Below are 22343 nucleotides of genomic sequence, written 5' to 3' on the forward strand. Positions count from 1 at the left end.
ACGCCGGGTTAGCCGCGCTGGGCCAAGGATGGCCCATCGCGGCGGCCCACGGTCCAAAGCCGGAGTGAGGGCACACCGAGCCTAAGCGAGGTGCCGAGTGGTGGGGCAAGAGCCCTTTGGTTACTTTGGGGCTTTTCCAAAGTGACCCGCTGTAAGAGCGGAACCATAAGCCGCCGTTATCTAAATAACGGATATGTACACCACGTCAGAGCCCAAACCGCCCCCGCTCATGCTCATACAACGGCCGCACCAGCGCGAATTCATGGTCAATTTCATCCACCAGTTGCCCCAAGTCCGCAACCACAGGCTTGGCCGACTTGTCCTCAAGCAACTGACAAAGCTCAGCCAACCGTACAGCCCCGAGGTTACCGCTACTCCCCTTAAAGCTATGGGCAATCCGCCCCAGGGCCTTGGCATCATCCCGAGCCCGGCGCAGCGCCTCGACCCGCTTCTGCGAGTCATCGAGAAACGTGTCGAGCAGCTTCGGATACTCGCCCTCCATGACCTCCTGCAAGCCGGTCAGCACATCGGGGTCCAGATGAATCTCTGCCACTTGTTCGCTCCCTGATCAAGAATCGGCGGATTATGCCAGAGCCTTCCATGAAAACTCCACGCACACGCACCGCCCGCCGTCGGACCAACTGACTTCACTGCTCAACTGCCGCACCAGGCTCAACCCACGACCAGACAGACGGTCGATATCCAGCGGCCGGGCCAGCACTTTTTCCACATCAAACCCCGGCCCACTGTCCTCAATCCGCAAGGTCAGGCAACCACCCTCCCCCGTGGGCACCACATTCAGATGCACCCGCACATACCCGCTGGTCAACTGCGCCAGCCGTTCATTGCGCTCGCGGTAATAGGCCGCAAACCCCTGGGCATCCCGCTTGAGCCGCGAATCCAGCCCCAGCACGCCATGCTCCAGGGCATTGGAATACAACTCCGCCATCACGCTGTACAACGCCCCGCTTTGCTCACGCAGCCCATGAATCTCCAACAGCAGTTGCAGTAAATACGGCAAAGGGTTGTAGGACTTGAGCGTCTCGGCACGAAATTCAAAACCGACCGACCAATCCAGCGGCGACGACTGGCCACTGTCGGAATACACCACCACCGACGGCGAACGCAACGCTTCGCCCGCCTGCAGGCTGATCTCCACCATGCTGATGTCATCGCGCACCTCGCCGCGAAAACCCGCCAGGGCCTGCTCGATCTCTTCGAACAACCGGTCCGGCTCGCGGTTGGCGGCAAATACCTGCTGCAAGCGCTCGGCACCAAACAGTTGCTCATTAACGTCGGCCGTATCCAGCACCCCATCCGACAGCAAGAACACCCGATCGCCCAAGGCCATCGGCCAGACTTCAGTGCGGTCGTCAAACGCTTCGGCCGCCAGCACGCCCAATGGCAGATGCCGCGACACCAGCGGCGTGCGCTTGCCGCTGGCGATTTCATGCACGTAGCCCTCGGGCATGCCGCCGTTCCACACTTCCACCACCCGTCGCTGGGCGCTGAGGCACAGCAAGGTGGCGCAACAGAACATGTCCACTGGCAGGATGCGCTTGAGCTTGGTGTTCATCTCCCGCAGGGTCTGCGCCAGGCCGTAGCCCTTGGCGGTCATGCCGTAGAACACTTCCGCCAGGGGCATGGCACCGACCGCTGCCGGCAAACCGTGGCCGGTAAAATCCCCCAGCAGCACATGCATATCGCCCGACGGCGTGTAGGCCGCCAGCAGCAGGTCACCGTTGAACAGCGCGTAGGGCGATTGCACGTAGCGAATATTCGGCGCGGCATTGATACAGCCGGAGTGGGCGACCTTGTCGAACACCGCCTTGGCCACCCGCTGCTCCTGCAACAGGTAGTCGTTGTGCCGGGCGATGAGGTCGCGCTGCTGCAACACCGTGGCCTGCAAGCGGCGCAGGCGGTCCATGGCGTTGATCTTCGCCGCCAGGATCACCTGGTTATAGGGCTTGGCCAGGAAGTCATCGCCGCCCGCATCCAGGCACTGGGCCAGGGCTTCGCTTTCGCGCAGGGAGGTGAGGAAGATGATCGGCACCAGCGCCTCTCCCGCCAGTTGCTTGATCTGACGGGCCGCCTCGAAACCGTCCATCACCGGCATCAATGCGTCCATCAACACCAACTGCGGCCGCTCGCGGGCAAACACGTGCACCGCTTCCTGGCCATTACTGGCGGTGATCACCTGGTGGCCCTGACGGCGCACGATGGTCGACAGCAACAGCAGGTCGGCGGCGCTGTCTTCGGCGATCAGTACCGTCAGTGCTTCAAGCACCGGGGCCAGGACGCTCAACTGAGGTCGAACAGTTTGTCGAAGTTGGAAATGGCGAGGATCTTGCGCACATCGGAGTTGCTGTTGACCACTTGCACCTCGGCATTGTCGCCACCGGCATGGTCACGCAGCAGCAGGAGCATGCCCAGGGCCGAGCTGTCCATGTAGGTGGTTTCCTTCAAGTCCACCACGTAGATCTCGGGCACCTTGTAGAACCGCTCGTAGGCATCACGAAAGGCCTGGTGGCTACCGAAATCGAATCGCCCCCTGACGGTGATCGTCAACTTCGTCCCGTCCAGGGACACTTCTGATTCGACTGACATACGACTGCTTCCTTGTCATTGGCAATGTGCAACAAGGTTTAGCAGGAGATGGGGAAGTGGGCAAATCCATACGACAGGAGCGGTGCTTGTGTGGGAGCGGGTTTGCTCGCGAAGGCGGTTGATCCGTCAGTACATCGGGCGACTGACACACCGCTTTCGCGAGCAAGCCCGCTCCCACATTTAGAATGAATTCTGCCGGGGAAGGCGCTGGGACAGTTCATCCAGCAACTTCTGCTCGCGCTTGTCTTCCAGCGCGCGGGCTTCGTCGATGTAGCGCTGCACCAGTTTGCGCAGGCCTTCGACCCGGGCGTAGGCCTGTTGCCAACTGTCGCGGGCCTTGTCGACGTTGGCCTGGTGCCAGGCCAGGCTCTGGCGCTGTTGGCCAACGGCGGTTTCCAACTGGTTGAGAAAGCCCTGGTAGCCCATCAACCACTGCCCCGACACGCCCTTGCTGCCGCGCTCGATCCACTGCTGCTGATACTCGCCGCGAAAGCGTTCCAGGTCCCCCAGTTTGCTTTCTGCCAGGCGAACCTGGCCCTGGAAGTAACCCAGGCGCTGGACGGCGGTTTTTTCGGCTTTTTCGGCCATGTCCACCACCGGGGCAAGGCGTGCGGCGCGGGTGTTGGCCATGGTTTATCCGCCCGGTGCCGGCGCGAAGATGGTGCCCAGGTGCGCCTCGCTTTCACCCATGCTGATCTTGTCGTTGAGGCCCTGGCGCAGGTAGGTCACCAGTTGCGGTTGCAGGGCGATTGCCAGGTCGGTCTCGCGATCCCCCCCGGCCACGTAGGCACCGACGCTGATCAGGTCGCGGCTCTGCTGATAGCGCGACCACAGTTGCTTGAATTGCTGCGCCCGCATCATGTGCTCAGGCGTGACCACCGACGGCATCACCCGGCTGATGGAGGCTTCGATGTCGATGGCCGGGTAATGCCCTTCCTCGGCCAGCCGCCGGGACAGCACGATGTGCCCGTCGAGCACGCCCCGTGCGGAGTCGGCAATCGGGTCCTGCTGGTCATCGCCTTCGGAGAGTACCGTGTAGAACGCGGTGATCGAGCCCCCGCCGGCTTCCGCATTACCGGCACGCTCCACCAGCTTGGGCAGCTTGGCAAACACCGACGGCGGATAACCCTTGGTGGCCGGCGGCTCGCCGATGGCCAGGGCGATTTCCCGCTGGGCCTGGGCGAAACGGGTCAGGGAGTCCATCAGCAACAGGACGTTCTTGCCCTTGTCGCGAAAATATTCGGCGATGCGCGTGCAGTACATCGCGGCACGCAGGCGCATCAGCGGCGCGTCATCCGCCGGCGAGGCGACCACGACCGCGCGCTTGAGGCCTTCTTCGCCGAGGCTGTGTTCGATGAATTCCTTCACCTCACGGCCCCGCTCGCCGATCAGCCCGACCACGATGATGTCGGCCTCGGTAAAGCGCGTCATCATGCCCAGCAACACCGACTTACCCACGCCGGTACCGGCGAACAGGCCCAGGCGCTGGCCACGGCCCACCGTCAATAAACCGTTGATGCTGCGAATGCCCACGTCCAGCGGCACGCTGATGGGGTTGCGCTTGAGCGGGTTGATGGTCGGGCCGTCCATGGGCACCCAGTCTTCAGCCTTCATCCCGCCTTTGCCATCGAGTGCGCGACCGGCGCCGTCCAGCACACGGCCGAGCATGCTCATGCCCATGGGCAGGCGACCGGTATCGGCCAGCGGTACCACGCGGGCGCCGGGGGCAATACCGGCAACGCTGCCGACGGGCATCAGGAATACTTTGCTGCCGGAAAAGCCCATCACTTCGGCTTCAACCTGCACCGGGTGGTAGCTGTCGTCGTTGATCACCATGCAGCGGCTGCCCATGGCGGCGCGCAGCCCTTCAGCTTCCAGGGTCAGGCCAACCATGCGCAACAGGCGGCCCTCCAGGATCGGCTGGCCGGGCAACTCGGTGACTTCAGCGTAGCCACCCAGGCGCTTGGCGAAGCTGGTGCGATCAAGGCGCATCGGGGGTGTCCAGGTCGACGCTCAAGTCGGGCTCGGCGGGGTGCAGAGCCTGCTCGTGCAACTGGTCAAACAGCTTGGCCATGATCTGGGTGACGCGCGTCTCGATCGTGGCATCAATGCGACTGTGTTCGGTCTCCACCCGGCAACCACCGGGCAGCAGTGCGGCGTCTTCGACGATGCGCCAGGTTTCTTCATGGCGCTCGCGCAGGGCTTTGACCTGCTCGAAATCCTGCGGGTTGATGTACAGCCGCACATTGCCGACGCCCAGGGGCAGCAGCTTGAGGGCTTCGCGCATCACGCTTTCGATTTGCGTGGAGTCCAGGGCCAGCTCGCGCTGAATCACCTGGCGGGTGATGTGCTCCACCAGCCCGACCATGGCTTTTTCGATCTGTGAATCCTGCTCGGCGATAGGCTCGAACAGGCTGCCCATCAGGGTTTCCAGGCTGGCCAGCTTGACGCTCAGCGCTGCCTCGGCTTCCTGGCGAACCTTGAGGGTGGTGCTGCGAAAGCCGTCTTTCTCGCCGGTGGAAAAGCCTTCGTTGTAGGCTTCCTGGCGAATGCTTTCCAGCTCTTCCAGGGTCAGTGGCTGGACTTCTTCCAGCGGCACTTCTTCCATCTCGGCCGGGGTTTCTTCTACCGGCTCGGGTTCGGGCTCCGGGCGATGCGGGTCGAAACTGGGCAGCGACCAGACGTCGAACCCGCCGACGTCCCGTGCGCGAATCAGATCGCTGGGCGTCTCATCTTTGTTCGACATGCGCGGCGCCTTAAATCATTTCTTCGCCGCCCTTCCCACCGAGAACGATTTCTCCGGCTTCGGCCATACGGCGGGCAATGGTGAGGATTTCTTTCTGCGCGGTTTCCACGTCGCTGACGCGCACCGGGCCCTTGGCCTCGAGGTCGTCGCGCAACAGTTCGGACGCCCGCTTGGACATGTTCTTGAAGATCTTTTCCTTGACGCCTTCGTCGGAGCCTTTGAGGGCCAGTACCAGCACGTCGGAAGACACCTCGCGCAGCAACGCCTGGATGCCACGGTCGTCGACATCCGACAGGTTGTTGAACACGAACATGAGGTCTTCGATCTGCACCGACAGGCTGTCGTCGATCTCGCGGATCGAGTCCATCAACTGGCCTTCCACCGAGCTGTCGAGGAAGTTCATGATGTCGGCCGCACGCTTGATGCCACCCAGGGTGGTACGCGAAGCGTTGGAGTTGCCCGAGAACTGCTTCTCGAGAATCGTGTTGAGTTCTTTCAGGGCCGCCGGCTGCACGGTGTTCAGGGACGAGACGCGCAGGATGATGTCCAGGCGCACCTTGTGGTCGAAATGGCCGAGCACTTCACCGGCCTGGTCGGGGTCGAGGTACGCCACCACGATCGCCTGGATCTGCGGGTGTTCGTAGCGGATCACGTCGGCTACGGCACGGGGTTCCATCCATTTGAGGCTGTCGAGGCCGCTGGTGTTGCCACCCAGCAGGATGCGGTCGATCAGGCCGTTGGCCTTGTCTTCGCCCAGGGCCGAGGTGAGCATTTTGCGAATGTAGCTGTCGGAGCCCACGCCCAGGCTGGTCTGGTCGCCGACGATCTCGACGAACTCGCTCATCACCTGCTCGACTTGCTCACGGTGCACATTGCGCATTTGCGCCATGGCCACGCCCACCCGCTGAACCTCTTTGGGGCCCATGTGGCGCAGCACTTGGGCGGCGTCGGTCTCACCCAGGGACAGCAGCAATACAGCGGCTTTGTCGACCTTGGTCAGTTTGGCTACAGCGGCTCGGGCATCACTCATCTGCGTTAATCCACTCTTTCACGACCTGGGCCACACGACCCGGATCTTCGGCCACCAGGCTCTTGATTGCGTTCAACTGAGCGTCATAACCCTCGCTCGGGCTCGGCAACAGAATGCTTTGCGGGCCACCGAGGCTCACGCGGTCGTTGGCCAGTTCGCCATCGAGGCCGCCCATGCCACCCAACTCGACGTCACCACCGGCCAGGGCCAGTTGTTTTTTGCCGTGACCGGTGATGTTGTTGAGCACCGGGCGCAGCACACCGAACACCAGCACCAGGATAAACAGCACACCCAGCACTTGCTTGACGATGTCCCAGAACCACGGCTGCGTGTAGAACGCGGCCTCGGCGATCACTTCGCCACGCTCGGCGGAGAACGGCATGTTGATCACGCTGACGCTGTCGCCACGGCTGGCATCGAAGCCCACCGCGTCCTGGACCAGGCGGGTGAAGCGCGCCAATTCATCGGCGCTCCATGGGGCACGGGTGACTGCGCCGTCAGCGGCGTTGACCTTGACCTGATCATCAACCACCACCGACACCGACAGGCGATTGATCCGACCCTGCTGCTGCTTGGTGTGGCTGATGGAGCGATCAAGCTCGAAGTTCTTGGTGGACTGGTTGCGCTTGTCGGCCGGGTACGGCGCAAGCATCGGCTGGCCGGTGGCCGGGTCCATGATTTGCTGACCGTTGGCGTCCAGCAGCGGCTGGCCAGGTTGCACCGCGCCTGCGGTAGCGGCAGCGCCACCGGTGGTTTGCGGGGCCGAGGCCGGGGCTGGCGGCTGGTTGCTCAGGGCACCTGGAACGCCTTGCGGGCCATTGCTGGCGGTGCGCTGTTCGGTGGTCGATTGCTCACTGCGCAGGGCCGGCTGGTCCGGGTTGAACTGTTCGGACGTCGACTCGACCGCGCTGAAATCCACGTCGGCCGACACTTCAGCCTTGTAGCGATCGTTGCCCAACACCGGTTGCAGGATGTTGTGCACGCGCTGGGTCAGCATGCTTTCCATACGGCGGCTGTAGTCGAACTGCTTGCCGGCCATGGTCAGCGAGGAGTTTTCCGCCAGGTCCGACAGCAGGTTGCCCTTCTGGTCGACCACGGTGATTTGCGACTTGCTCAATTCCGGAACGCTGGTGGCCACCAGGTTGATGATCGCCAACACCTGGCCAGGCTCCAGGGAGCGGCCGGCGAACAATTCGACGAGTACCGAAGCGCTGGGCTTGCGCTCATCGCGCACAAACACCGAGCTTTTCGGAATCGCCAGGTGCACACGGGCGCCCTTGACGTTGTTCAACGCGGAAATGGTGCGCGCCAGTTCGCCTTCCAGGCCGCGACGGTAGCGGGTGGCTTCCATGAACTGGCTGGTACCCAGGCCCTGGTCCTTGTCGAGGATTTCAAAGCCGATATTGGCGTCGGACGGGGTCACACCGGCGGCGGCCAGTTTCATCCGCGCACGGGCCACATCATCGGCCTTGACCAACAAGGCGCCGGAATTCGGTTCAACGGTGTAGCTGATGTCTGCCGCCGCCAGGGTTTCCATGATCTGCTTGGAATCCATGCCCGCCAGGCTGCCGTACAGCGGGCGGTAATCCGGTTGCTGGGACCACAGCACCACGGCAAAACCAATCGCCACGCTGGCAGCCAGGCCGACCATCAGGCCCACCTGACGCAGCATGGTCATCTCGGAGAGGTTTTCCAGGAACGACAGGCCGAACAGCGGCGGCTTGCCGTCTGCCTTGGCGGGTGCGTTATCCACGACTGCTTCTGCCATGACTCAAATCGTCCTTAAACCGGCATCTGCATGATGTCTTGATAGGCTTGAACCAGCTTGTTGCGCACTTGGGTCAAGGCCTGGAATGAAACACTGGCTTTTTGCGAAGCAACCATCACGTCAGTGAGGTCCACGCCGCTTTTGCCGATCTCGAAGGCGGTCGCCAACTGATTGGATGCCTGCTGGGTATCGCTGACCTTGTTGATGGCCTGGCCGAGCATGTCGGCAAAGCTGCTCTGACCCAATTCCGGCACGGCTTGCGCGGCGGATTTCGGTTGAGACATGGCATCCATTTGCATGGACCGCATATCCAACATCAACCGATTGAATTCAACACCTTGGCTCATGAACGTTCTCTCCGACGACCCGCAATTTTTTGACACTACACAGCGACTACAGGGGTGGTAGCAACAAGGGTGCCAGCTCCGTGGCAATTCGTAAGAAAAGGCGACTGACCCTGTCGGCTTCGAGAATTTTTAAGTGGCGTAGAGGTAGGCTTCCACGTCCATCCCGGCGTCGCGCATCTGCGCCAGCTTGTAGCGCAAGGTGCGCGGGCTGATGCCCAGGCGTTCGGCGGCCTCTTTGCGACGGCCGCGCTCGGCGCGCAGGGTGTCGATGATCATCTGGAATTCACGGCGGCGCAGGTCGTCCCCCAAGGCACCGGCCGATTCCGCGGGCGCCGCTTCGCTCTGCGGCACGGCCGCCAGCGTGGGCAACGGCGCGGCCCCCGTGCCCATGGCCAGGCAAAAGTCTTGAGGCTGGATCAGTCCGCCCTGCTGCAGAATCAATGCACGCTGGATCGCATTGTCCAGTTCCCGCACGTTGCCGGGCCATGGGTAGCTGATCAGGCAGGCCTGGGCATCCGCCGACAAGCGCGCCTGGGCATGCTTCATTTTATTGACGTGCTTGCTCAGCAGGCGCTCGGCCAACGGGATGATGTCGGCCGGGCGTTCGCGCAACGGGCGCCAGGCCAACGGGAATACCGAGAGCCGGTAGAACAGGTCCTCACGGAAACGCCCCGCCGCGACTTCGCCCGCCAGGTCGCGGTTGGTGGTGGCGACCACGCGGATGTCCAGCTGGATCGGCTTGCGCGCCCCCACCCGCTCAACTTCACGCTCCTGCAACACCCGCAGCAATTTGGCTTGCAGGCCCAGGGGCATTTCAGAGATTTCATCGAGCAGGATGGTGCCGCCGTCGGCCTGTTCGAACTTGCCGGCCTGGGCGGCGATGGCACCGGTGAACGAGCCTTTTTCGTGGCCGAACAAGGTGGCTTCGAGCATGTTGTCGGGGATCGCCGCGCAGTTGATCGCAATGAACGGCTGGCTGGCGCGATGGGATTGCTGGTGGATGTAGCGCGCCAGCACTTCCTTGCCGGTGCCGGACTCGCCGGAAATGAGCACGGTGGAATCGCTGCGGGCGACCCGGGCCGCCAGCTCCAGCAATTGCGCACTGGCCGGTTCGAAGGCAATCGGGCCTTCACCGTCGGCAGCGCCCAAGGTGCCCAGGGCATGCCGGGCGACCAGTTCGATCAAGGCTTTGGGTTCGAAGGGTTTGACCAGGTAGTCCGCAGCGCCTTGGCGCATGGCGTCGACGGCGCGCTCCACGGCACCGTGGGCGGTCATCAACAGTACCGGCAATTGGGGCTGGCGCGCCCGCAACAGACCGAGCAATTGATGGCCGTCCATGCCCGGCATATTCACGTCGCTGACCACCAGGCTGAAGGACTCCTGCTCCACTGCCTCCAGGGCTTCTTCGGCCGAACCGACCGCCCGGTAGTCATGGCCCGCCAATAACAGCGTGTCAGCCAATGCCTCACGCAGGGCGCGATCGTCTTCAACCAATAAAACCTTGATAGCCATGACCTTTTACTCCGCGCTGACGGCGCATGAAAACAGCGGCAGCGTGATCAACGCGCACGTGCCGCGACCCAACCGGGAATGCAGCTGCAATTCTCCCTGATGCGCGCGGGCGACTGCCTTGACCACGGTCAGGCCCAGGCCGGTGCCGTTGGTTTTGGTGGTGAAAAAGGGCTCACCCAGGCGTTGCAGCACCACCGGGTCAATCCCGCTGCCGCTGTCGCTGATGCTCAGGCGAAGGGTGTCGCCCCGGGTGTACAGGTGCACTTTGAGCCGCGCCCCGGGGCCACTGGCCTGGGTCGCGTTTTCGATCAGGTTGAGCAGCGCGCCCACCAGGGTGTCGCGGTTGCACAGCAGCTCGCCGAGGTGGCTGTCGCATTGCCAACGGACTGACGCTTCCTGGGTATGCGTGGCGGCAGCGGCTTGCAGGGACTGCATCAACGCGACCGGGGTGACGCGGTCGGTCAACGGCAGTTCGCCACGGGCAAACACCAGCATGTCGCGCACCTGGTGCTCCAGCTCGTGCAGGCGCTCCTTGAGGCGGCCGGCAAAACGCTGGTGAGTGGCGGCCGGCAACTGTTCATCAGTCAAATGACTGGCGTAAATCAGCGCGGCGGACAACGGCGTACGAATCTGATGCGCCAGAGAAGCAACCATCCGCCCCAACGACGACAGGCGCTCATGGCGGGCCAACTGGTCTTGCAGGTGGCGGGTTTCGGTCAGGTCGTTGAGCAGCACCAACTGCCCGGGCTCGGCATCCAGAGACCGGGTGGCAATGGACAGGCGGCGCCCGTCCTTGAGGGAGATTTCGTGGCCGTCGTCTTCTCGCGGCGCAAAGCAGCGGGTGATGACCTCGCGCCACAGCTCGCCTTCCAGCGGCAGGCCAAGCAGGTCGCAGGCTGCCGGGTTGGCTTCGCGCACGCGGCCCTGGTCGTCGATGACGATCACGCCACCGGGCAACAGGTCGAGGAGGTTTTGCAGACGATTGGCCAGGCGCTCTTTCTCGGCCAGCTCTTCCATGCGCTGGGCACTGACCACCGCCAACTCGCCTTTAAGCTCGGAAACCCGCGCTTCCAACAGGCTGTAGGAGTCCGTCAACTGGCTCGACATCTGGTTGAACAGGGAAAACGCCTGTTCCAGGCCAAGCCGGCTGATTTGCTCTACGGAGGGGGCTGGCCCCTGAGTGTCAGGGACCGAAGATAGTTGGGCGGCGTGGGGCATCATGCTCTCTCGCTTGGCTGACCGTCAGTTAAACGGAACGTTGCGAGTGCTGTAGCAATACCCGTGCCGAAAAAAAACCGCTGATTAATCAGCGGCTTGAAAAACAGGCGTCAATCATCCGCCTGTTCATCACCTTCTTTGCGGCTCATGCCGTACTTGCGCATCTTCTCCACCAGCGTGGTGCGACGGATACGCAGGCGTTCGGCGGCGCGGGCGACGATGCCGTTGGCGTCGTCGAGCGCTTGCTGGATCAGGCCTTGCTCGAGGCTGCCGAGGTAGTCCTTCAAGTCCAGGCCTTCCGGCGGCAGCATGGCGGTGGAGCCGAAGTCCGGCGTGTGGCCGTTGATGGCGACACGCTCTTCCAGGTCGCTGCGCAGGCTGTCTACCAGTTGCTCGTCTTCGTCGTCGACGTAGCGGAATTTCTTCGGCAACTCGACCACGCCGATCACCCCGTACGGGTGCATGATCGCCATGCGCTCCACCAGGTTGGCCAGCTCGCGGACGTTGCCCGGCCAGCCGTGGCGGCACAGGGACATGATCGCGGCCGAGTTGAAACGGATCGAGCCGCGCTTTTCGTGTTCCATGCGCGAGATCAGTTCGTTCATCAGCAACGGGATGTCTTCGACGCGCTCGCGCAGGGGCGCCATTTCGATCGGGAATACGTTAAGGCGGTAGTACAGGTCTTCGCGGAAGCTACCGACCTCGATCATGCTTTCGAGGTTTTTATGGGTGGCCGCGATGATGCGCACGTCGACGCTCTGGGTCTTGTTGCTGCCCACGCGCTCGAAGGTGCGCTCCTGCAGGACCCGCAGCAGCTTGACCTGCATCGGCAGCGGCATGTCGCCGATTTCGTCGAGGAACAGGGTGCCGCCATTGGCCAGCTCAAAACGCCCGGCACGGCTGGTGATCGCCCCGGTAAAGGCGCCCTTCTCGTGGCCGAACAGTTCGCTTTCCAAAAGCTCTGCCGGGATCGCCCCGCAATTGACCGGCACAAAGGGCCCGTCGCGGCGCTTGGAATGGTAATGCAGGTTGCGCGCGACCACTTCCTTGCCGGTGCCCGACTCGCCGAGGATCAGCACGCTGGCGTCGGTGTCGGCCACTTGCTGCATCATCTGGCGCACGTGCTGGATCGCACGGCTGGTGCCGACCAGGCTGCGGAACAGGTTGGGTTCGCGGTGACGGCCGCGCTCGCGGGCCTGGTCGTACATCTCGCGGTAGACCTGGGCACGGTGCAGGGAGTCGAGCAATTTGCTGTAGCTGGGGGGCATTTCGAGGGTGGAAAGGACGCGGCGGCGCTGGTCTTCCGGAAGGTCCACAGAAGAAATATCGCCCATCAGCAACACCGGAAGGAACTCATCCCAGGTTGACAGTGTCTTTAACAAGCCCAGAACGGCGCCAGGAGCGTTTACCGTCCCGATCAGCACGCAAATGACTTCACGGCTCGAGGACAACGAGCTGACCGCCTGCTGCCAGTCATGGCTGCCGCAGGGTAGATTTTCTTCGCCAAGAAAATTCAGGATCACCGCCAGATCGCGGCGCCGAACGCTATCGTCATCGATCAGCAAAATTTTGGTTTCACGCCACATGCAATAGCAACTTCCCTAGTAAAACTCTAATGCCCTCGAGTTGGGGCAATCTAGAAAAACTGTAGGCATTTTCTGCGCTGCAGCTTTCTGACGTCTGAAAATAGCACTAGTTAAGTCAAAAAATCGTGCACAGTCAAATTTATGACGCGCGTTGTTCGGATTAACTGAGCCTTCAGCCGAACATATGGTAAACCTTTGACGCGTGTTTAGCTCGATTGAACTGCGACATCTCTTCGAAAATAGCCTGACGCTCCCCTGTCGTCGCTTCAAGCAACTGCTGATAGACCGAAAGCAGGTCTTCCAGCTTTGCCCGAATCGCCGCCTCATCCGCCGAATCCTCGTTGAGCGCAGCATCGATCAACGCGCGGCAGCCCAAATCCAGTTCGCCGATTGCACTCCAGTTGCGTTCAGCCAACGCCTCGGACAGCGCTTCACGGGTCTCGTCGATTTTTTGCAATGCTTGACTCATGACATCGTCCTCAGGCCTGTCGGCCTACTGCACCTCGGTGGCAATACCGTCCCAGCCTTCCTTGAGCGTAATCAAAAGACCTGCGACCTCATCGATCATAGCAGCGTCGTTCTGACGGTTGGCTTCCAGCAGGCGCATGCTCATGAAGGCATACAAGTTATCCAACTGCTGCAGCGCAATCGGGTCCGGTGTCTTCTCGGGGTTAAGACCGTCACGCAACCCGACGAGGATGTCCACCGCCTTGCCCAGCATCAGCCCCTTCTGCGCGATATCACCGCGAGCCATCGCACCCTTGGCCTGCGCCATACGATCCAGTGCGCCTTCCATCAGCAACTGCACCAGGCGGTGCGGGCTGGCTTCGGAGATCTGGGCGTGGGTGTTGACCTTCTGGTATTGGCGAAGGGCTCTCATGGGATTCATGTTTCTACCTCGTGACAGGCGACAACTAAAAAGGGTGGATGCTGATTATTATGTCGACGGCGTTACACAAAACTTTAGCCCGCCTGGCGCTGCGACACAGCGCCTTGGGCGGGCTTTATCCGCGCCCCCGTCAGGTGGTCTTCGGATTGTTCAGCGAGTTGAGCGTGGTCATTACGCTGTCGCCTTGGGCCTTGAGCTGGGCAACCAGGGAGTCCATCGCGTTGTACTTAACCGTCAGGGAGGCCGTCAGGGCATCAGAGCGCGTGTTCAGGGCGGTCTGTTGGTCGGTCAAATCCCTGAGGTTATCCTGCAGCGTCGAGGACTTTTCGGCGAACACCCCGGTCTTGCTCAGCGCAAAGTTGGCGGTCGCATTCGTCAGGCTTGCCAACAGCCCTGTGGGGCCTGTGAAGATGCTGTTGATGTCGGAGCCGTTAGTGAGAGCGGCCTTGTCAAATGCCACATCACTGACGCTCAGCGTGCCCGCTGTCTGGTCCGTGGTGACGCCAAACTGCGCCAGGGAGGAGAACGAGCCGCTACCGGTTACCGAGTTCATCACGTTGCGTATCGACGCCATCATGCTGCGCACCGAGCTGTCCCCGGTCAACGGGCCCGGCGTGACGGTGCCATCGGCGTTGGTGGTGACCTGAGTCTCGGCATTCACAGCCTTGACCAACGCACTGTAGGTGTCCGTGAAGCCCTTGACTGCCGACTTCAGGGTGGCGTTGTTTGCAGACACCTTGATCGTCGAAGCGCCGTTAAGGCCGTCAGTAGCTGCCGAAATCCCCGTCAAGGTGATGCTCACACCACTGATTGCGTTGGGCAGGATGTTGCTTGTGGACTCTTGAGGACTGCCATCCAGGTTATATATGGCGTTCTGCGGTGCCGAGCCCACAACTGTCGCGCCCGTATCCAGGCCCGAGGAGCCCTTGAAGGTGATGTCGCTACCTACACCGGTGGTCGAGGACGTGACCACCAACCGGGAACCGGTGGAGTCAGTCAGGATGTTGGCACTCAAACCCACATTACCGTACTGCGAGTTGAGCGAGTCACGCACCTGCTGCAGGGTCCCGCCAGGCGGCACGCTGACGCTGTAATTCTTGCCGGACTGGGAGACCGTAAACACCGTCGCCGAAGCCCCGGAATTGACAACGGCCGTCGGCCCGCCAGAAATCAGTGCCGAGGAGACCTTTGACGCCGTGGCCAGCTGGCTAACACTCAGCGTAAAGTTGCCGGCGGCGGCGCCAGGGCCCAGCGTGACCGTCGCGAGCTTGTCGTTCGAAAGCGTCGAACTCAAGCCGCTGAAGTTGACGGTCTGGGTCATGTTGTCCAACGCGCCCCGGAACGCGTCCAGGGCGGCCTGGATTTTACCGATCGAGGTCAGTTGCGCAGTGGATGTTTTTGTCTGGCTGTCGATCTGCGCTTGCTTGGGTGCGGTTTGCGCCCCCACCAACGACTTCACAAGACCTTGCACATCGATACCCGTACCCGGGCCGTTGACCGTTAAACCTGCTACGACTGTCATCGTCTTTCTCCTGATCCGGGGCTGATGCTTTATTGACGAACAACGCTTTAGGCAGTTTTCGCAACAAAGTTCATGCCAGTTTAGACCTTGGCGTCAAACAGCATGCTGCTGGCGTCATGAAGGCTCTGGGCGAGTTTCAGGGCCAATTCCGAAGGAATCTGGCGAATGACCTCACCGCTTTCGGTGGCGATGACCTTGACCACAACCTGGTGGGTGGAGTCATCAATGGAAAAATCCAGTTTGCGCTGGGCAGCCTGGATGAATTCGTTTATGTCCTTGACCGCTTTTTTCAAGTCGGTGTGGCTCGCTGGCTGCTGGGCATCTTTCGCGCCAGCAACGGCGTCCACCTTGGGTTTCTGCGGGTCGGCGCTGCCAGGAACAGGTGCGTTCTGTGGCGCTGCCGCAGGGTAAGACAGGTTCAGCTTGACGCTCATGTCCATGACCAATCACCTCATCAGACAAAAGACAAAAGGGCACGTAAACGCGCCCTTCCGTCAGTTACCAAGCGCCGTTATTACTGAAGCAGCTTCAGTACAGCGGATGGCAGTTGGTTCGCCTGGGACAGGATCGCAGTGGAAGCCTGTTGCAGGGTTTGTTGCTTGGTCAGCTGAGCAGTTTCAGCAGCGAAGTCAACGTCCTGGATCACGCCACGAGCAGCAGTGGAGTTGTCCGAGATGCTCTGCAGGTTGGCGATGGTGTTGTCGAAACGGTTTTGTACAGCACCGAGGTCAGCACGCTGGGAGTCGATGGTGGACAGTGCTTGGGTCAGCACGTCTACCGCGCTCTGTGCGTTGGCAGCGGTGGTCACGTCAGTGTTGCTGACAACGACTTTAGCCGAGTTGACAGCGTTGGTGCCGGTTGCGGCGAACAAACCGGCAACACCACCACCGGTACCAGTCAGCGAGTAGCTGGAGCTGGAGTTCAACGAGATAGCGCCGGTAGCAATGAGGGTAGTTGCGGCCAGGCTGGTAGGAGTAGCGTTGAACTTGCCGTCGCCGCCTTTGGTAGCGATGCTCATCAGCTGGCCGCCGGCATCAGCGTTAGCGAAGGTGAAGTTCTCACCCGAGTCGGATTTGATCGACAGGGAATTGGTCGACTGATCGAAGTTAACGCTGATGCCCAGCTTGGCAGCGTTGGAGTTCAGTTGGTCGGCCAGGTCAGCAGCGCTGGTGATACCGGTGAACGAAACAGTAGTGGCAGTAGGACCGCTACCGACTGTCAGGTCGAACTTACCGTTTGGAGTAGCGGTCGGGAAGCTGGTAGGTACAGTGAACTGAAGCTCAGTGCTGGCGGAGGCCTGCAGGCCGCCTACTGCGCCGTTCAGTTGGGCAGCGATATCCTTGGCCGAAGCACCGGCGGCGACAGCCAGAGAAGCTGAAGTCTGGCCACCACCGGTCACGCTGATGGTACCGGCGGCAATGCCAGTAGCCGTAGGGGTTTGAGCAGAAGACAGCAGTTGCTGCGAACCGATGTTGCTAGCCGATACGTTGCCCAGGCTCATGTTGATGGTCTGGTTGGCGTTGGCGCCTACTTGGAAAGCGGTAGTACCGAAAGAACCGTCCAGCAGGTTACGACCACCGAAAGTGGTGGTGGAAGCGATACGGGTCAATTCAGAAGTCAGAGCCGCGTACTGAGCCTGGTTCGACTTACGGTCGTCAGCGCTGAGGGAGCCGTTAGCGGACGATAGAGCCAGGGAACGCATGGTCTGCAGGATGTTGGTGGATTGCTGCATCGCGCCTTCAGCTGTTTGCGCGATGGAGTTACCGTCACCGGCGTTCTTGATGGCAACGCCCAGGCCGTTGATTTGGCTGGTCAGACGACCAGCGATTTGCAGGCCGGCCGCATCGTCTTTGGCGCTGTTGATACGCAGGCCGGAGGACAGGCGCTGCATGGAAGTTTGCAGGGCGCTGGAAGCCTTGTTCAGGTTGTTCTGAACGGTCAACGAAGCAAGGTTGGTGTTTACTGTTAAAGCCATGACGAAATCCTCGTGGGTGGTGTACTGCGGCTTCCGGCCCTGGCAACCGCCGGGTGTGGCCTAGAGAACCTTCGTAATAGTTATCGTCGTGAACGCAGGTTGCTTGAGGACTTTTTTGATTTTTTTTACTAGCACCGTGCCACCCCTTGTAATTCAAGCATTTACGATAGCCCAAACCTCCGCAATTGCTGGCTTTTCTGGCGCCAAATAAAAAACGCCCATGATCGTTCGATCATGGGCGTTTTTTTGTGCAGCGCCTTTAAAGCATCAAGGGCGATGCAAAATCGCCGAACCCCAGGACAGCCCCACGCCAAAACCACTGATAGCGACGCGCTTCCAGGTGGAATCCAGCATGTGCTTTTCCAGTAGTAACGGAATGCTTGAGGACACTGTATTGCCGGTCTCGACCATGTCCTTGATGAACTTGTCCACCGGGGCGTCTTCAAAACGCCGAGCCACGGCGTCGACAATCGCCGCACTGCCCTGGTGAATGCAGAACGCGTCGATCTCGTCAGCCTTGAGGTCCGACTCGTTGAGCAGTTCATGCAAGTGCGCCGGCACCTTGAGCAACGCAAAGTTGAACACCTGGCGGCCGTTCATGAAGAACACGCCGTCGCTGACCTTCAGGTGCGGCGCACCCGAACCGTCGGTGCCGAACTTGGACTTGCCCAGCTGCCAGGGTGCGTCTTCGCCCATCCAGGTAGCGGTGGCGGCATCGCCGAACAGCATGGTGGTGTTGCGGTCTTCCGGGTCGACGATCTTGGAGTACGGGTCGGCGGTGACCAGCAGGCCGTTTTTCAGGCCGGTGGCTTCCATGAAGCCCTTCATCGCGTAGATGCCGTAGACATAGCCCGAGCAGCCCAGGGAAATATCAAAGGCTGCCACGTGGGTTGGCAGGCCCAGCTTGTCCTGGACGATGGCCGCGGTGTGAGGCAAACCCTCTTCGTCGCCGTTCTGGGTGACGACGATCAGCGCGTCGATGGATTCGCGCTTCAAATCGGGGTTGTTGGCAAACAAGGCGTTGACCGCCTCGACGCACAGATCGGAGGTTTCCTGCGCGGCATCCTTGCGCGGCAGGAACGCCGACCCGATCTTGCCAATGATGAATTCTTCATCCTTGGCGAATTTGGCACCCTGGGCGTAGTTATCGATCCCGTCTGCCGGCACGTAACTGGCGATGCTTTTTATGCCAATCATTGTGGCTTCCCAATACTAAATAGCTGGAGAACACCCCGCGAAACACGTCGCCGGGTGCTGACAATAATGGGGGTAACCCCGCAAAAAACTCGCCGAAAACCGCCTTGATACCTTGGCAGCGGGTCCTCGCTGAGACCTGGCGACGACCTATCCTTTTCACACGATACAGTGAAGATGCCCTTTATGACTCACAGGTCACTCAATTTTCTGCGCTTTGTGCGAAACACGGGGACATACCAACGCCAAAAACAACAACGACCCACCCCGTTTCCAGGGTGAGCCGCCGGTTTGCCGCCGCTGAAATCACATCTTGTTGAACAGGCTCAACTGAGAGATCTTCACAAAGGCCAGTTGAGAGGCCTGCAGCATGGTTTGCTGAAGCTGCAGGTCGATCGCGGCCTGCCCCATGTCGACGTTACCCAACGAACTCATGGTGGCGGTGTTGGCAGTCCCCAGGGCGGTGTTTTCATCCGTTTGAAGGTCCAGGGCGTTCTGGCGGGCACCAATGGAGCCACGCACCTGGTCAATCTGCGAACTGGCGTTGTTCAGGTTGCCGATGGTTTTGGCCACCACATCCTTGAGGTTGTTCTGCGCAACCAGATTGCCATCCGCCGGTGTTTCCAGGGCTTTACGCAATTGGCCCAGGGTGTCCAGTGCGTTTTCATTCTTGTTGCTGACAGCGCTGACCGCAAACTGGTCGCCTGCCCCTGGCGCACCGCTGATATCAAAGGTAACGCCGGCCGCGTTGATCGACGTCGCACCGGCCGCCATGGTGCCTGTCGCGATGGTCTTGCTGTTTGGGCTGTAGGGCTGCGCATACACCTCATACGTGGTGCCGCTGGTGAATTTGATCACCGCGCCGGTGTTTGGGAACGTGCTGGCGTAAGCCGCCTGGTCCGTCACCTGGCCACCGGTGACCTGTGCGGTCGACGGGTTGCCGGGCGAACGCGAAGCACTGAACGTGTCCGGCTTGGATTGCAGGGTGAACGCCTTACCCGCCACCAGTGCATCGGAGGCGGCGCCAGGCGCCACATCCGCGCCGAGGGTCAGGCTGATATCGAACTTGACGCCGCGCAGGTTGACGCTGGACGAGCCCTCTTTGGTCGCGTCGAACGTGCCGTTGCCGGGAATCTCGGAGGTAATGTCGTTACCGTCCTTGTCGGTTACCGAATACTGCGTACTGCTGCTGAAGGTCAGCTTGTAGGGCTGGCCGTCGGTAAAACTCTTGGTGTAGGTCACGCCGGAGGTCACGGTACCCGCCGACACCGCAACCGTGCCGTCGTTGACCGCAGGCGGCAACAAGGTGGCTTGGGTGCGCCCGGTGTTGGTCGAGCTTTCCATCAGCGCCTTGCCGGTATCGCCGGCCGCCATCGACAAATTGTCCGAGATCTGCAGGCTCAGGGGCGTCTCGTCGCCCTGATAGGTGTAGGTGCCGTCGTTATTGCGGATGTAAGGCGGCGTATCGGTTTTCGACCCGGAAAACATGTAATTGCCGTTGGCATCCTTGGAGTTGAGCAAGCCGAACACCTGATCCTCAAGCGATCCCACCTCGCTGGCGATCGATTTACGATCAGCATCGCTGAGGGACTGGTTACCCGCACGCAGCGCCAGCTCATTACCGCGCTGCAAGGCAGTGTTGATACTACTTAACACCGTCTCCTCGTTGCTCAGCGAGTTCTGCAGGGTGTTGATGTTGCCGCTGAACTGACCCAGCATGTCTTTCTGCTGCTGCAATTGCAGCAACCGCGCGGCGGCAACCGGGTCATCCGATGCGGTTTGTACGCGGATACCGCTGCTCGCCTGGTCCTGGGCTTTCACCACACCGGAATAGTTCGTCTGATACTTGCTGGCGCTGGTGTCGAAATACTGCTGTGTAGAAATACGCATCGTCCCAGACTCCTTTAAAGGGCATTAATCAGTGTGCTGAAAGTTTCTTGCGCAGCCTTGATGATCTGCGACGACGCGGTGTAGTACTGCTGGAATTTGATCATGTCACCCGCCTCTTCATCCAGGTTCACCTGGGAAACCGAGTTGCTGGCCGCCTTGTTCGCCGCCAACAGCGCACCGGTCGCAGTGGTGTCGGTAGCGGCCTGACTGGCTTTTGAGCCCACCTGCGACACGAGACGAGCGTTCGCGCTGACCAGACTCACACCCGCAGTGCCGTCACCGACGCCCACGGTGGCCTTGGTCTGCAAGCTCAGCAATTGCTGAGCGTTGCGGTTGTCAGAGGTGCCCGACGCGTTGAACGAAAAGGTGGTGCTGTCGCCAGCGGCTGGCGAGCCGCCCACCGTGGTGTCGAAACTGAAGCTCTTGCCCGGGATCAACGCACCAGAGGCGTCACGCATCGGTACGTTGATGCTGATCTTGTTGCCCTGGCCCGGAATGATGGTGCCACTGCCGATCGGATTACCCTGCGCGTCGCTCACCGTATACGACTGGGTACCATCGGCCGCCGGCTTGCCAAACAGCATTTTCACCGGCATGGAGTTTTCGATACCGCTGCGCAGCTGGGCAGTATCGGCGCCACCATGGATATCCAGCGGGACCGTCAGCTGCGGCGGTGTGAACGTACCGGTGCCGGTGTTGGTCGTGCTCGCATTCCCCGCCAAGGGGCCTGCGAAGGCAAGCTTGTTAGCGTCCTTGAGGTCGACACCGATGCCCGTGGCCCCGTTGGCCGTGGGGCTGACCTTGAAGCTGTCACCCGCCGCCACCGGCCCTTTGCCATTCAGCGCCAGGGTAAAGCCATCAATCACTGGCGGCGGTGTGGTGGTGGTGTCGAACGACCCCATGGACTTGCCGTCGGAGCGCACGACGTTGTACTGGTTACCACTGGTAAACGTCACCTTGTAGTCGAAGGTCGTCAGCTGGCTGCTGTCCGAGATCGAGACATTAAGGTTGCCAGACCCCGCGCTGTTACCGGCCGCGCCCTGGCTGCGCTGGGAAATCGCCGCCGCGCTGTTGATATCGCTGAACAGCGACGAACCGAATTCGCCGTTAAGGTCCAGGCCCTGGCCCAACTGGTTGTTGACCGTGTCTGCCGTGGCAATTGCGATTCGTCCCAGGTCATTGATGGCGGGCATCAACACGTCACTGCGATAGCGCAACAAACCACCGATACTGCCGCCGGTCACCACATTGCCCAGGTCGAGGGACGTGTCGCCCATCGTGAGCTGGATGGTGTACTGGCTATTGTCGGTGCTGCTGGGTACCGCAGAGATATTATTGGAAATACCCCCTTCCACCAGCGACTGCCCCGTGCCGGTCGTCACACTGAACTGGCCGTTTTTTTCCGTGGCGGTGACGCCGATCAGCTCGTTGAGCGAGCGCACCGCCTCGTCACGCGAATCCAGCAGGTTGGCCGGCGCACTGGTGGACGTGCCCTGGGCCTGAGCAATCTGCTTGTTGAGCGAAGCGATTGAGGAGGTCAGCTTGTTAACCTGATCGCTCATGGTGCTCAACTGACTGTTGATCGTTTGTTTCTGCTGGTTCAACTGGCCAGAGATGGAGTTGAACCGGTTGCTCAAGGTCTGGGCGCTGGTCAACAGCAATTGGCGCGCGGACACGTCGCTTGGGGTGGCTGAAGCCGTCTGCGCCGCGGCAAAAAAAGCACTGAGCACTGACGATATGCCGGTGTTTGAATCCGACAGGGTCTTGTCGATGGCGCTGGCCTGGTCGAGGTAGGCGTTAGCGTCGCTGTCGAGTGCCGTACTGTTTTGATAAGCCGTCGTGAGGAACTGGTTATACACCCGACGCACGTCCGCCAGGGTAGTGCCGGTACCGATAAATACGCCGCCGTAGGCGTTCGACGCGTTGGCGGTCTGAGCGCTCTGCTGACGCGAGTATCCCGGGGTGTTGACGTTGGCGATGTTGTTACTTAAGACCGACAACGATCCCTGGGCGGCGTTGAGCCCCGACATCCCGATATTGAGCAAACTCATGATTCAGA

The 22343-nt window shown here is 60.9% G+C and carries 20 protein-coding genes; all 20 read right to left on the reverse strand.

Going from position 1 to position 22343, the window contains the following annotated elements; translation table 11 throughout:
* Window positions 1-205 precede the first annotated feature (205 nt).
* The 20 genes from HX855_RS13330 to flgK all read right to left on the reverse strand — a co-directional run bounded on the left by HX855_RS13330 (window position 206) and on the right by flgK (window position 22335).
* Entirely contained in the window at window positions 206-553 is a 348-nt protein-coding gene (locus HX855_RS13330) for an Hpt domain-containing protein (protein ID WP_088426307.1), read from the reverse strand.
* A gap of 30 nt (window positions 554-583) precedes the next feature.
* A complete protein-coding gene (locus tag HX855_RS13335; RefSeq protein WP_177083946.1) occupies window positions 584-2305 on the reverse strand; it encodes a fused response regulator/phosphatase in 1722 nt (573 codons plus the stop codon).
* Complete coding sequence (locus tag HX855_RS13340; protein ID WP_177083945.1) at window positions 2302-2607, reverse strand: STAS domain-containing protein; 306 nt, start codon at window positions 2605-2607, stop codon at window positions 2302-2304. Before HX855_RS13340 ends, HX855_RS13335 begins: the two co-directional genes overlap by 4 nt.
* Window positions 2608-2787: 180 nt before the next feature.
* Window positions 2788-3237: a flagellar export protein FliJ gene (gene fliJ, locus HX855_RS13345; protein ID WP_177083944.1), complete on the reverse strand. Its 450-nt coding sequence runs from the start codon at window positions 3235-3237 to the stop codon at window positions 2788-2790.
* Window positions 3238-3240: 3 nt separating this feature from the next.
* Window positions 3241-4599 (reverse strand): flagellar protein export ATPase FliI, encoded by a 1359-nt coding sequence (gene fliI, locus HX855_RS13350; protein ID WP_177083943.1) that lies wholly within the window; start codon window positions 4597-4599, stop codon window positions 3241-3243.
* Window positions 4589-5353, reverse strand: a complete 765-nt coding sequence (fliH, locus tag HX855_RS13355) for a flagellar assembly protein FliH (protein ID WP_177083942.1) — start codon at window positions 5351-5353, stop codon at window positions 4589-4591. Before fliH ends, fliI begins: the two co-directional genes overlap by 11 nt.
* 10 nt (window positions 5354-5363) lie before the next feature.
* Window positions 5364-6383, reverse strand: coding sequence for a flagellar motor switch protein FliG (fliG, locus tag HX855_RS13360; RefSeq protein WP_177083941.1), 1020 nt, complete (start codon window positions 6381-6383; stop codon window positions 5364-5366).
* On the reverse strand, window positions 6376-8151 hold the full coding sequence (fliF, locus tag HX855_RS13365; protein ID WP_177083939.1) for a flagellar basal-body MS-ring/collar protein FliF: 1776 nt from the start codon (window positions 8149-8151) through the stop codon (window positions 6376-6378). The genes fliG and fliF overlap by 8 nt, the downstream gene beginning before the upstream one ends.
* 14 nt (window positions 8152-8165) lie before the next feature.
* Complete coding sequence (gene fliE, locus HX855_RS13370) at window positions 8166-8498, reverse strand: flagellar hook-basal body complex protein FliE (RefSeq protein WP_010166049.1); 333 nt, start codon at window positions 8496-8498, stop codon at window positions 8166-8168.
* A 129-nt stretch (window positions 8499-8627) separates the two neighbouring features.
* Window positions 8628-10010, reverse strand: coding sequence for a sigma-54 dependent transcriptional regulator (locus HX855_RS13375; protein WP_177083938.1), 1383 nt, complete (start codon window positions 10008-10010; stop codon window positions 8628-8630).
* A 6-nt stretch (window positions 10011-10016) separates the two neighbouring features.
* Window positions 10017-11228, reverse strand: a complete 1212-nt coding sequence (locus HX855_RS13380) for a PAS domain-containing sensor histidine kinase (RefSeq protein WP_218175767.1) — start codon at window positions 11226-11228, stop codon at window positions 10017-10019.
* Window positions 11229-11338: 110 nt separating this feature from the next.
* A complete protein-coding gene (locus HX855_RS13385; protein WP_003214588.1) occupies window positions 11339-12814 on the reverse strand; it encodes a sigma-54 dependent transcriptional regulator in 1476 nt (491 codons plus the stop codon).
* Between the two features lie 172 nt (window positions 12815-12986).
* Window positions 12987-13283: a hypothetical protein gene (locus HX855_RS13390; RefSeq protein ID WP_010166041.1), complete on the reverse strand. Its 297-nt coding sequence runs from the start codon at window positions 13281-13283 to the stop codon at window positions 12987-12989.
* A gap of 24 nt (window positions 13284-13307) precedes the next feature.
* Window positions 13308-13703 (reverse strand): flagellar export chaperone FliS, encoded by a 396-nt coding sequence (gene fliS / locus HX855_RS13395; RefSeq protein ID WP_010166039.1) that lies wholly within the window; start codon window positions 13701-13703, stop codon window positions 13308-13310.
* 130 nt (window positions 13704-13833) lie between these two features.
* Entirely contained in the window at window positions 13834-15225 is a 1392-nt protein-coding gene (gene fliD, locus HX855_RS13400; protein ID WP_177083935.1) for a flagellar filament capping protein FliD, read from the reverse strand.
* An 80-nt stretch (window positions 15226-15305) separates the two neighbouring features.
* Window positions 15306-15665: a flagellar protein FlaG gene (locus tag HX855_RS13405; protein ID WP_177083933.1), complete on the reverse strand. Its 360-nt coding sequence runs from the start codon at window positions 15663-15665 to the stop codon at window positions 15306-15308.
* A 74-nt stretch (window positions 15666-15739) separates the two neighbouring features.
* Window positions 15740-17200, reverse strand: coding sequence for a flagellin (locus tag HX855_RS13410; protein ID WP_177083931.1), 1461 nt, complete (start codon window positions 17198-17200; stop codon window positions 15740-15742).
* Between the two features lie 267 nt (window positions 17201-17467).
* Window positions 17468-18397, reverse strand: a complete 930-nt coding sequence (locus HX855_RS13415; protein WP_003214601.1) for a ketoacyl-ACP synthase III — start codon at window positions 18395-18397, stop codon at window positions 17468-17470.
* A 303-nt stretch (window positions 18398-18700) separates the two neighbouring features.
* Window positions 18701-20284, reverse strand: a complete 1584-nt coding sequence (locus tag HX855_RS13420) for a flagellar hook-associated protein 3 (RefSeq protein WP_177083929.1) — start codon at window positions 20282-20284, stop codon at window positions 18701-18703.
* Window positions 20285-20298: 14 nt separating this feature from the next.
* Window positions 20299-22335, reverse strand: a complete 2037-nt coding sequence (flgK, locus tag HX855_RS13425) for a flagellar hook-associated protein FlgK (RefSeq protein ID WP_177083927.1) — start codon at window positions 22333-22335, stop codon at window positions 20299-20301.
* Window positions 22336-22343: the final 8 nt, after the last annotated feature.

Origin of the sequence: Pseudomonas sp. IPO3778 (assembly GCF_013386825.1) — a bacterium.
In the GTDB taxonomy this organism is placed as follows: domain Bacteria; phylum Pseudomonadota; class Gammaproteobacteria; order Pseudomonadales; family Pseudomonadaceae; genus Aquipseudomonas.

Coding starts and splice junctions, on each gene's coding strand:
- HX855_RS13340 (WP_177083945.1), bottom strand. CDS start 2,607: ATGTCAGTCGAATCAGAAGTGTCCCTGGACGGGACGAAGTTGACGATC.
- flgK (WP_177083927.1), bottom strand. CDS start 22,335: ATGAGTTTGCTCAATATCGGGATGTCGGGGCTCAACGCCGCCCAGGGA.
- HX855_RS13405 (WP_177083933.1), bottom strand. CDS start 15,665: ATGGACATGAGCGTCAAGCTGAACCTGTCTTACCCTGCGGCAGCGCCA.
- HX855_RS13415 (WP_003214601.1), bottom strand. CDS start 18,397: ATGATTGGCATAAAAAGCATCGCCAGTTACGTGCCGGCAGACGGGATC.
- fliJ (WP_177083944.1), bottom strand. CDS start 3,237: ATGGCCAACACCCGCGCCGCACGCCTTGCCCCGGTGGTGGACATGGCC.
- fliE (WP_010166049.1), bottom strand. CDS start 8,498: ATGAGCCAAGGTGTTGAATTCAATCGGTTGATGTTGGATATGCGGTCC.
- fliF (WP_177083939.1), bottom strand. CDS start 8,151: ATGGCAGAAGCAGTCGTGGATAACGCACCCGCCAAGGCAGACGGCAAG.
- HX855_RS13380 (WP_218175767.1), bottom strand. CDS start 11,228: ATGCCCCACGCCGCCCAACTATCTTCGGTCCCTGACACTCAGGGGCCA.
- fliG (WP_177083941.1), bottom strand. CDS start 6,383: ATGAGTGATGCCCGAGCCGCTGTAGCCAAACTGACCAAGGTCGACAAA.
- HX855_RS13390 (WP_010166041.1), bottom strand. CDS start 13,283: ATGAGTCAAGCATTGCAAAAAATCGACGAGACCCGTGAAGCGCTGTCC.
- fliS (WP_010166039.1), bottom strand. CDS start 13,703: ATGAATCCCATGAGAGCCCTTCGCCAATACCAGAAGGTCAACACCCAC.
- HX855_RS13420 (WP_177083929.1), bottom strand. CDS start 20,284: ATGCGTATTTCTACACAGCAGTATTTCGACACCAGCGCCAGCAAGTAT.
- fliI (WP_177083943.1), bottom strand. CDS start 4,599: ATGCGCCTTGATCGCACCAGCTTCGCCAAGCGCCTGGGTGGCTACGCT.
- fliD (WP_177083935.1), bottom strand. CDS start 15,225: ATGACAGTCGTAGCAGGTTTAACGGTCAACGGCCCGGGTACGGGTATC.
- fliH (WP_177083942.1), bottom strand. CDS start 5,353: ATGTCGAACAAAGATGAGACGCCCAGCGATCTGATTCGCGCACGGGAC.
- HX855_RS13410 (WP_177083931.1), bottom strand. CDS start 17,200: ATGGCTTTAACAGTAAACACCAACCTTGCTTCGTTGACCGTTCAGAAC.
- HX855_RS13375 (WP_177083938.1), bottom strand. CDS start 10,010: ATGGCTATCAAGGTTTTATTGGTTGAAGACGATCGCGCCCTGCGTGAG.
- HX855_RS13385 (WP_003214588.1), bottom strand. CDS start 12,814: ATGTGGCGTGAAACCAAAATTTTGCTGATCGATGACGATAGCGTTCGG.